General features: G+C 65.8%; 1 pseudogene. It reads right to left on the reverse strand.

The features are described 5' to 3' along the window. Positions 1 to 392 (reverse strand): annotated as a pseudogene (gene glnA, locus LRF89_RS13395) (glutamine synthetase); the annotation flags it as partial.

A 392-nucleotide genomic window follows, 5' to 3' on the forward strand; every position in this document is an offset into this window, starting at 1 on the left:
TTGGGCATGAAGGTGGCGGTCTTGCCGTAGGCGTGGGCGACGTTGTGCACGCAGTACTTGAGCGTCTGCAGCTCGTCGGCCTTCTTGACCAGGGTGCGGGCGGCGACACCGATCTCGCACTGCCCGGCGGTGGCCACCTCGTGGTGGTGGACCTCCGGCTCCAGGCCCATCTCTTCCATGGCCTGGCACATGGCAGCGCGGATGTCGTGCAGCGAGTCCACCGGCGGGACCGGGAAGTAACCGCCCTTCACGCCGGGGCGGTGGCCGATGTTGCCATCCTTGTAGACCCGCTCGGAGTTCCAACCGGCTTCCTCCGAGTCAATCTTGTAGAAGGTGCCGCTCATGTCGGCGCCCCAGCGGACATCGTCGAAGACAAAGAACTCCGGCTCGGG

This window comes from Halorhodospira sp. 9621, from assembly GCF_022228055.1.
Classification (GTDB): Bacteria; Pseudomonadota; Gammaproteobacteria; order Nitrococcales; family Halorhodospiraceae; genus Halorhodospira; species Halorhodospira halophila_A.